This is a genomic window from Chryseobacterium sp. GM_Chr_2, from assembly GCF_026540445.1.
GTDB lineage: Bacteria > Bacteroidota > Bacteroidia > Flavobacteriales > Weeksellaceae > Chryseobacterium.
This window is the reverse complement of the sequence record NZ_JALNUD010000021.1, coordinates 1-9,409: the sequence shown is the minus strand read 5'-3', so window position 1 is coordinate 9,409 and position 9,409 is coordinate 1. Positions and strand designations below refer to the sequence as shown.

The following is a 9,409-nucleotide window of genomic DNA, read 5'->3' as shown; positions in this document are numbered from 1 at the left end:
CTTTGTAAGAAGAAAATTACCTGTGCGTCCCAATCGTCAGATGATAAAGGCCATCCGTGGTGAAACATCAATACTGGTCCTTCTCCTTGATCTTTGTAGAAAATTTCTGTTCCGTCTTTTAATGTAAGTGTACTCATTGCTGTAAATTTTTAATGTTTGTGATTAATTTATTTTAATAATGTATTGTGTTATTTCTTTAGCAAATGTATGAAGGTTTAAACCATTAGAAATTAATCTAGTTTAATTTCGTTCAATTTGATGATAAATTAATATTTGATTATGATGGGAGGGGATATGGAGGGTTGAAGCTTGAAGTAAATATTGTCATAATATATATGAAATTCCAAATAATGTATCGATAACCATAACAAAACTTCCTTCTTCCCACTTCCAGCCATTTAGCAAACTCAGACTGCATTTTCCCGTACCAACTGAAGTAAATCGGTTGCACTGCCGTTGAATTTATTTCCGTTGATAAAAAATGAAGGCGTTCCGTTTACACCGCTGATTACGCCGCTTTCAAAATCATCGTTTACTTTATTTTCTAAAGATGCTTTTTGGATGTCTGTTTTAAATCTTGCAAGATCCAATCCAATCTTTTCTGCGAGTTCAAATAAGAAACGTTCATTCAGATATTCCTGATTTTCATAAATGGCATCGTGCATCTCCCAAAATTTTCCCTGTACATTGGCCGCTTCTGCTGCCACAGCTGCTGAACTGGCGTATTCATGAATTTCAGATAAAGGAAAATTCCTGAAAACAAACTGAATCTGGTTTCCAAACTCATTCATCAGTTCTTTTAAAACAGGGTAGGCTGCTCCACAATAGGGACATTGGTAGTCTCCATATTCTACGATCACCAGATCGGCATCAGGATTTCCCTGAGTATGATCGGTTTTGCTTACGGATGGTTTTAGTGACATTGTATTTTATTTTTTGGTGTTAATATTAAATTGGAATGGCAGATTTATTAATCCATACTGCGCAAATAAGCAATATAATTACAGGGAATAATAAAATCCAGCTTCCTAAGGACGATATAACGAGGGTTAAAACAAACGCTCCCGATAAAAATCCTAACCATAAAAGTAATAAATGAATTGCATTACTGCCATACATTTTTCTTTCTTCTTGATCATTTGTCATACTGAATAGCGCAGTATTCTTTGCCAGACTGTTAAGAGTGCCTGTTACAAAATCTGTATTCACCTTCTGATTGCCTACGGATGTTACAATGGTATTCATAATCCCCATCGAAAATCCTATAATGGCAATTGAAGGAATCGCAGGAATCTGATGATAATAGGAGACTACGGAATAGATGATTAATATGAAAATAACCAGGTAAAATGAAATGGTTTTACTTTTACATTTTTTCCATACAGCTAAACACGTTCCGGCATAAATTCCTAATAAAAAACATACTATCACGGTGCCCGAGGTGATGATAATTCCCCATTTTCCCGAGGAAAGCGATGTGCCCAGCTGCGTTGTATTTCCGCTCATAAAAGACACATACGTTTTCCATTTTATAATTCCTGTTGCATCCATGTACCCCGCAACGAAAGCTAAAAGTATGGCTAATCTCTCATGCAGCCGAATCTGTTCTGCCGATAAGGATGCCTTTGCTTCGGGTGGCACAACCGTTATTTTTTAGGTTGAATAAATACTTTCTGGCTCGGAAATTTTTCAATTTCGCCCTCTTTCAATCCGAAATTGGTTTCCACCACATCTTTAGGATTTCCTGCGAGCCATTCGCTCAAATCAATAGATTCGTATACACCACTGTTAAAACCAATTAAGACTTTACACAAAGTGTCTCCCGTGTTTTTAATATAATGTCCGGCTCCCATTGGCACATAGCCTACATCTCCCGCATTGAACTGTTCTGTAACCACCGTTCCTTCTGCTAAAAAAACCGACATTTCTGCCTGTCCGGAGATGAAATATTGCCATTCGTCAGCATTGGGGTGCCAGTGCATTTCTCTAAGAGCTCCAGGTTGTAATTCTAAAACCGAACCTGCCATTGTTTTGCTGATAGGAAATTCTTTGCTGGTTACCAATCTTTGCAAACCTCCTCCGGGAATAATTCTCGGCTGTTGAGAATGCAAAGGATAACGGTGAAAACTGGTCAGCTCAATATCCGATTCTTCAGGGCGTGCTGTGGCTAGAGAAGATAATTCGTCAGGAACTGGGCCTGCTGCAAAATAAGCTTCTTTTTGAGGTAGAGCAGCCACTTCTTCTAAGCTTAAACCTAAATTCTGAGCCACAATTTCTGGCGGCATACACGAAACGAAATCTGTAACGCTGAACGTATGATCTTCAGAAAAATTACCATTGTCAAAAATTAAAATGAAATGACATTCCTCTGTTCCTGTTGCCTGAATCGAGTGGCCGTATCCTTTTGGGAAGTACCAAACATCTCCCGGCTCAAAATTATCTGTATAGCTGTGTCCGTCAGGATGAATAATGGTGGTACGTACCGTTCCGGAAATTACGTAAGCCCATTCTGCGGCGTTGGCATGCCAGTGCAATTCTCTCATGCTTCCCGGTTGCAATCTCATAGATACTCCTGCGATACCTATCGAGGCTGGGAAATCTTTTACTGAAGTGCCTCTTGTTGTTCCGCCATCATTGGTGCGGGGCTCTTTTTTTTCTAACTCGTATCTGAAGCTTAATTTTTCGTTGTTCATACTATTATTTTTTAGTGATTAAATACTGTTTGTTTATTTTTCTATAGTAAAGCTACTCCAGAACACCGTTACTTTTAGGCAGTCTTCGACGAATAGGCAAAATCAGTCGTTGAGATTTAGGATTATTTAGTTGATGAATTTTTATCATGATAAAATGTAATCTATTTTATCCTAAACAAAGGAAAATTTAAATCTTAAAATAACGTTTGGTTAAATGGTTGAAGCCCCTCCCTTAGATGGTTGTAGGCAGTTATGGAAATCTTTAGGGGTGGTTCAGAAGGGGGGGTATACCACCTTCCGAAGTAGCTACAGCAGGTTGTGTAAATACCTGCGACTGGTTTCTAAATAGCTTTAGGTATTTATACAAATGCCTGTAACGGATCGTGAAGCAGTTGTAGGTAGTTACAAAAGTACTTCTAGCCACTTCTGAAGTAGCTCTATGTACTTTTACTACCTGCTTTGGGTACTTGTGATACTTGTTGCAGATACTTTGCAACCGATCGTAGGTATTTTTAGAATAAAAAAAGTCGAGTTTAGATGCTTACAGCATCACAAACTTTATGGGAAGAATTAATAAACCACAAAGTTAGGGATCCAAGCGTAGTATGAGAAAATAGAAAAACATCCGTTTCACAATTACTGTGAAACGGATGTTAATTGATAGATGAAATTTATGATGATATATATTGAAGCTCTTATTATTTATACAGCCATTTTTTTATCAGCTTGGTGTAATTCGGCATGATGAGGTAAATCATTAAGAAAACCAGAAACCCTGTAGATACCAAACCATCAAAATAACGGTTAACAGGAATTCCAAACGATCTTAGGATGGGAATGGTAATCATCGGAATTAATAAAGATAGCGGATAAATGGCCGACCATGTTGCTAGATACTGTTTCCAGCGAACAGGAACTTTGGCATTTGTTTCTCCGTAAAAAAGAAAATCAAGACCCGTTTTTATTTCGTAATTATCTTCTTTTGTAAACAGGGGGTGTGCTTTGTCAATGAGCTTTTTTCGGTTGGAAGATTCCATCCAGCTTCTGAGATGAGCAATGGTATCAAAACGGATAATCACCGTATACGAAAAAGTAAGGGTAGGAATAGGGCGTACAATCTGAAGATCGATAAAGCCTGTTGCTTTTTTAGAAATAGGTAAAATTTCGTTAAGCCACTCTTCATATTGCTGCTGTTTACCATCTATCACATGATGAGTAATCACCACAGATGCGCCCTGATTGTCCATAACTGATGTTTTAATTGAATTAAAAAGCTCTTTTATACTGCCACGGAACCTCAGTTTCGAGACCTAATTTTTTAGCTGAATGAATCGCAAAATAAGGATCACGTAAATGCTCTCTGGCAATCAAAACCAAATCGGCCTGTTCATTTTCAATAATAGTATTGGCCTGTTCGGCTTCTGTGATTAATCCTACAGCGCCCGTTGAAATTCCGGTCTGTTTTTTTATTGCTTCCGCAAAAGGAACCTGATAACCGGGATACACTTTATCTTTGCTCACATTGGTAAATCCTCCACCGGAAGCCGTGATGAGGTCTACACCATTTTCTTTAAGGATTTTTGAAAGCGCGATGCTGTCTTCCAACGTCCAGGCTTCTTCAGAATCGATATAATCAACCGCTGAAATTCTTACCAATAAAGGCATTCCTTCAGGAATTACTTTTCTTACTTTCTGCACAGTTTCTATCAAAAACCGAATTCTATTGTCAAAACTTCCGCCATATTCGTCCTGACGTTTATTAACGACTTGAGAGTAGAACTGATGAAATAAATAACCGTGTCCCGCATGCAATTCAATAGTATCAAAACCGGCATCTACCGCGCGAAGAGCGGCTTCTGCAAATTTGACGGTTAACTCCTGAATTTCATCAATCGTTAATTCCTGAGGAGTAACGCCATTAATTTCTGTGGCAGAAGATGATTTTACAATCCACGCACCTTCTTCCGGAGTTAAGGGCTTCATTCGTTCATTAGGATGTTTAAGGCTTCCTTTTGCTCCTGAATGCCATAACTGAATTCCAATTTTAGCGTCCTGTTGGTGAACAAAATCAACGATATTTTTCCAGGCATTTTTTTGCTCATCATTCCAGATTCCGGTGTCATATAATCTGGCTAAACCTTCTTGGGAAACGGCTGTACATTCGGTTAAAATTAATCCGGCACCGCCAACGGCACGGCTTCCTAAATGTACCATGTGCCAGTTTCCGGGAACTCCGTTTGTAGCACTGTATTGCTGCATGGGAGAGAGGGCAATCCTGTTTTTTAAAGTAAGATTGCGAAGTTGTATCGGGGTGAATAAATTCATTGTTTTAAGATTATGTTTAAATTTGTAATTTACTTTTAACATTAAGTAATTAAGAGTATTTGGCTTAAAAAACTTAATAAAAATCAATTTATTGATTTCTTAATTGGACGTGTCTTAATCGTTTGAAATCCTTAATGATAAAAAAGAATAAACAGAGTTTATTTTAATTTAGAAAATTAAAATAGAGCTATGGAAATTTTACTCAAAATGAATTTCAGGTTGGTTTTTCACAAAGGCGCAAAGTTATTTAGCTAGTAGTAAGTTTTAAGTCGCAAGGATTTTATCTATGATAAAATTGATAATCAGCGTTATAAAAAAAAATCTTTGATTTTTTCCTTGTGTCTTAAAAGCAGAAAACTCTTATTAAGCCTTGCGTCTTTGCGTTTTTCCAATAAAATTAAACAGGTTTTAAGATTTAATATTCTGTAAAAATAATTTGGTTTCGAAAAACGACTTCAGTAAGATGTCTTTTGTTTCATCCAACGCTTTTTTGGATATTGGATTTTCATCGTTTGTTAATTCCAAAACATTTAGATTTTTCTCTAATACAGGCAGTAATCCCATGATGGCGACACTCGATTTCAAGTCGTGAGCTCTTAGTTTCAGCAATTTGAAGTCATTGTTTTCATAAGCCGATTTCAATTCCTGCAAATGATTGGTAACTTTATGTAAAAACTGTTGCGTTACTGTTATTTCAAAATCTTTGTCGTCATTGCTGATCGATTTCATATACGCAAGGTCTATGAACTCGTAATGAGAAGTCACTTCTGCAATTTTCTTTTCCGTTTTTTCAGTCTCGTTCAGTCCAAAATTGGAGATCAGTTTAAATAATTCTTCTTCCTTAATCGGTTTAGAAATGTATTCGTTCATTCCGCGGCTCAGGCATTTTTCACGTTCTCCAGCTAAAGCATGAGCAGTCATCGCAATAATCGGAGTATCAAGCTGTAAAACCTCGCGAATTTGTTGGGTGGCAGCATAGCCATCCATTTGTGGCATCTGGATATCCATCAAAACAAGGTCTGAATTGTTCTCTTTAAGATAATTAACTGCCTCCAAACCATTGGAAACAATGTCAAAATCGATATTCCATTGAGATAAAAGATGCTTCATCAGACTTTGGTTAATGGCATTATCGTCAACCACCAAAACACGCAAAGGCGTATTTGTTTTATCTTTAAAGTACTGTGTATTTGTTGTATGAATTGTATTTAGCTGCTCTTTTGAAATGCCATAAGGAATATAAAAATGAAAAGTCGTTCCTTTTCCCTGTTCGCTAATGACTTCAATATCGCCGTTTTGGAGAAGAATTAATTTTTTCACAATAGAGAGGCCTAATCCTGTTCCTCCATAATTTCGTGTTATGGAATCTTCGCCCTGATTAAACCTTTCAAAAACTTCATTTAACTTTTCTTTATCAATTCCAATTCCGGTATCGGAAATTTTAAAACCGACCACCGCTTCATTTTCTGATAGCTGTTTATTATAAATTTCAATAGTAATGCTTCCCTGAAGGGTAAATTTAATAGCATTTCCAATTAAATTAACTAAAATCTGGGTCAATCTTGTGGCATCGCCAATTAAAGTATCTGGAATAGACGGATCTACTTTGCTTGAAATAGACAGTTTTTTTTCTTTTGCTCTTTCCAGAAATAAAGTTTCCACAGAATTCACCAAACCGTTAATACTAAAGGTTCCCGGTGTAATGCGCATCATTCCGGCCTCAATTTTTGAGAGATCCAGAATATCATTAATAATCGTCATTAAATTCTCTCCCGAACTTTGAATGGAAGACACAAATTCTGCTGAAGTCTTATCCAGTGGTCTTTTCTGCAGCAAATTGGTAAAGCCTAAAATACCGCTCAGAGGAGTCCGTATTTCGTGGCTCATATTAGCTAAGAAATTTTCTTTGGTTTCTGCAGCAATGGATGCTTTTTTCTCGGCAATATCTAAATCTTCAATTAACAATCTTTGTCTTTTGAATTGACGGAGAATATGATAGCCAACGATGGCACCACCCAATATTAATAAAACTAACAGAGACACATCGTAAATCCGCGCTTTTTTGCCCATTTCTTCACTTTGTTTGCTCAGTTTAACCATGTGCTTTTGTCTGCTTTCGTAGATTTTGGCGGTGATGGAAGTGATTTCGTTTGAAATTTCTCTGGCTCGCGGATTGGCAATGGAGGTATTATCATCCATATTTCCCAAGGTAAGATAACGGTGCAGAAGACTTTCCTTTGTTGTTTTCTTTTCCATGGCTAAAACGCTCAGTCTGTGGATCAGCCGTTCTTCTTCCGCATCAGCATTGTCTTTGGATAAAGAATCTAAAAAGTTTTCAATCTGATTGATTTTCTGATTGATACCTTCCAGATGGGTCGTGTCATTGGTCGCGATCGAGGCTCTTATTCGGCTTTCGACGCCCAAAATATCACGGTCGATTTCACGTAAATGATTGCTCGATCGAAGCTCATTCAGCAATGTATTATTATTATGAATAAGTTCTTTCGTATTTCTTGCCGAATTGATCTGAACCGCTATCAACAGAAGTGTTCCCGCAATAAAAGTAAGGATGATAAAATAACTAAACCGTTTGTTTCCCATGACAGAAATATTGAGCATAAATAAAATAAATATTGATGATTGTTGTACTTCAATCAGTTAAACAGAAATAGAAAGATGATAAGGATAGGCTTAATTAAAAAACATTCATTCTTGTATTAAGAATTTTTCGGTAGGCATCTGCCACAGGGATAAATTTCCCGTTGATCATGATGCCGCCGTCCTGCAATGTATCAATTTTATTCATCGAAATGATGTAAGAACGGTGAACACGAATGAAGTCTTCCTTTGGCAAACGCTCTTCCGCGGCTTTCATCGTTCCGTGGATTACGAATGTTTTTTCTTTGGTATAAAATTTCACATAATCGCCCATTGCTTCCGCATAAAAAATATCATCAAGTTTCAGCTTTCTTGTAATATTAGAATCTCTTACAAACAAAAATTCGTCTTTACTGATCTGAATATTTTCTTTCCTGCTTTCAATAATAGCCTGCGCTTTGCTCATCGCCTGTAAAAATCTTGCAGGCATTACGGGTTTTAGAAGATAATCCGCAATATTAAGCTCAAAAGCTTCCAGCGCATATTCCTTTTTGGAAGAGGTAAAAATAATGATAGTATCTTTTCCCGAAAGCGTTTTTGTAAGCTCAATGCCCGTCATTTCAGGCATTTCAATATCCAGAAATACCAGATCAATCTGCTCTTTCAGCAAATGGTGATAGGCGTCTATTGCATTGGTATATTGGTTAACAATGGTAAGATTCGGGATTTGCTTTGCCAAATGTGCCAGCGTAGTTCTCGCTATATCATTGTCATCAACAATTAAGGCTTTCATGGTGGGTATATTTATGATTGTTTACAAATATACTTATTACTTTCTATTTTTTTTCTGTTCTGATGCTGCTTTTATCTGAAGTAAGAACGAATCATCCACGCCATTTCTTCGTGTGTTTCCATAAGACCTGTAATGAAATCACTCGTTCCGTAATCTTTGTATTTTTCTGCAAAAGGAGTGATGTTTTCACGTAAAAAATCAATGATGCTTTCGTGATCACTCAAAAGATCTTTCATATATCCTAAACCGTCGTTTGTTCTGTCGCTGTATTCTGTAAGATGAGTCAGTTCAAGATAATCTTTCATAGTGGCAGGGGCATAATGACCGATTTTACGCATACGTTCTGCTACGCTATCGATGAGGTCATCCAGCTGTTTGTATTGGTTTTCAAAGAAAATATGCATGGCGTGGAAATTATCTCCCGTTACGTTCCAGTGGGCATTTCTAGTTTTGGTGTATAATAAAAATTCGTCTGCTAATAATTTTGCCAATTGATCTGCAACTGCTTGTGAATTTTTTTCTGTGATACCGATTTTTGCTTTCATGATGTGTATGATTTAATGTTTTAAACGAGCGTTATTGCTGTTTTTCTGAAGTAAAGGTCGTATGAAAAAGGAAAGAATTTTCAAAAATTTCGACGAACGGGCAAAATGAATCGGTGAATGGCTATTAAAGTTATATTTATTTCGTTGAATTTTATATAAAATTGAAAATCGCTTCATAAAATTACGGTATTTCGTAAATTTATTTAACTCGTGTTTTTGTTTAAGTGCCTGAAAGGTAGTGTTTTTAAAGTTTTGGGCTGTTTTTTGGCATTATGGTGATAGATTCAATTAAAAATTTTAAATAAAAATAATACAACAATGAGTACACTAAAACTAAAAGACGGAACAGAAATTTTCTACAAAGATCAGGGAGAAGGACCAGTATTAATGTTTCACCACGGATGGCCTTTATCATCTGACGATTGGGATGCACAGGTAATTTTCTTCTTACAAAA

Annotated in this window: 10 protein-coding genes; 1 reads left to right on the top strand and 9 read right to left on the bottom strand. The window is 36.7% G+C overall.

The features are described from left to right. The 9 genes from OXQ85_RS20745 to OXQ85_RS20475 form a co-directional block, all read right to left on the bottom strand. Nucleotides 1-137 (bottom strand): alpha/beta hydrolase (locus OXQ85_RS20745; protein ID WP_346659726.1); only part of this gene is annotated, 137 nt, incomplete at its 3' end. A 270-nt stretch (nucleotides 138-407) separates the two neighbouring features. Beyond that, nucleotides 408-923 carry a thioredoxin domain-containing protein gene (locus OXQ85_RS20510; RefSeq protein ID WP_267407004.1) on the bottom strand — a complete coding sequence of 172 codons (516 nt, stop codon included), beginning with the start codon at nucleotides 921-923 and terminating at the stop codon, nucleotides 408-410. Nucleotides 924-948: 25 nt separating this feature from the next. Then, nucleotides 949-1,641: a YoaK family protein gene (locus OXQ85_RS20505; RefSeq protein ID WP_267407003.1), complete on the bottom strand. Its 693-nt coding sequence runs from the start codon at nucleotides 1,639-1,641 to the stop codon at nucleotides 949-951. Nucleotides 1,642-1,646: 5 nt separating this feature from the next. Further along, nucleotides 1,647-2,693, bottom strand: a complete 1,047-nt coding sequence (locus OXQ85_RS20500; RefSeq protein WP_267407001.1) for a cupin domain-containing protein — start codon at nucleotides 2,691-2,693, stop codon at nucleotides 1,647-1,649. A gap of 698 nt (nucleotides 2,694-3,391) precedes the next feature. Next, nucleotides 3,392-3,940 carry an antibiotic biosynthesis monooxygenase gene (locus OXQ85_RS20495; protein WP_267407000.1) on the bottom strand — a complete coding sequence of 183 codons (549 nt, stop codon included), beginning with the start codon at nucleotides 3,938-3,940 and terminating at the stop codon, nucleotides 3,392-3,394. Between the two features lie 19 nt (nucleotides 3,941-3,959). Beyond that, on the bottom strand, nucleotides 3,960-5,018 hold the full coding sequence (locus OXQ85_RS20490; RefSeq protein WP_267406998.1) for an NADH:flavin oxidoreductase/NADH oxidase: 1,059 nt from the start codon (nucleotides 5,016-5,018) through the stop codon (nucleotides 3,960-3,962). 408 nt (nucleotides 5,019-5,426) lie between these two features. Continuing rightward, on the bottom strand, nucleotides 5,427-7,619 hold the full coding sequence (locus tag OXQ85_RS20485) for a hybrid sensor histidine kinase/response regulator (RefSeq protein ID WP_267406996.1): 2,193 nt from the start codon (nucleotides 7,617-7,619) through the stop codon (nucleotides 5,427-5,429). A gap of 94 nt (nucleotides 7,620-7,713) precedes the next feature. Next, entirely contained in the window at nucleotides 7,714-8,409 is a 696-nt protein-coding gene (locus OXQ85_RS20480; RefSeq protein ID WP_267406995.1) for a LytTR family DNA-binding domain-containing protein, read from the bottom strand. 71 nt (nucleotides 8,410-8,480) lie between these two features. Then, a complete protein-coding gene (locus OXQ85_RS20475; protein WP_267406993.1) occupies nucleotides 8,481-8,954 on the bottom strand; it encodes a DNA starvation/stationary phase protection protein in 474 nt (157 codons plus the stop codon). A 318-nt stretch (nucleotides 8,955-9,272) separates the two neighbouring features. On the opposite strand from OXQ85_RS20475, the gene OXQ85_RS20740 reads away from it, so the two are divergent. Further along, the coding region (locus tag OXQ85_RS20740; protein WP_346659725.1) for an alpha/beta hydrolase at nucleotides 9,273-9,409 on the top strand (137 nt) is incomplete at its 3' end.

Coding starts and splice junctions, on each gene's coding strand:
- OXQ85_RS20510 (WP_267407004.1), bottom strand. CDS start 923: ATGTCACTAAAACCATCCGTAAGCAAAACCGATCATACTCAGGGAAAT.
- OXQ85_RS20500 (WP_267407001.1), bottom strand. CDS start 2,693: ATGAACAACGAAAAATTAAGCTTCAGATACGAGTTAGAAAAAAAAGAG.
- OXQ85_RS20495 (WP_267407000.1), bottom strand. CDS start 3,940: ATGGACAATCAGGGCGCATCTGTGGTGATTACTCATCATGTGATAGAT.
- OXQ85_RS20490 (WP_267406998.1), bottom strand. CDS start 5,018: ATGAATTTATTCACCCCGATACAACTTCGCAATCTTACTTTAAAAAAC.
- OXQ85_RS20485 (WP_267406996.1), bottom strand. CDS start 7,619: ATGGGAAACAAACGGTTTAGTTATTTTATCATCCTTACTTTTATTGCG.
- OXQ85_RS20480 (WP_267406995.1), bottom strand. CDS start 8,409: ATGAAAGCCTTAATTGTTGATGACAATGATATAGCGAGAACTACGCTG.
- OXQ85_RS20475 (WP_267406993.1), bottom strand. CDS start 8,954: ATGAAAGCAAAAATCGGTATCACAGAAAAAAATTCACAAGCAGTTGCA.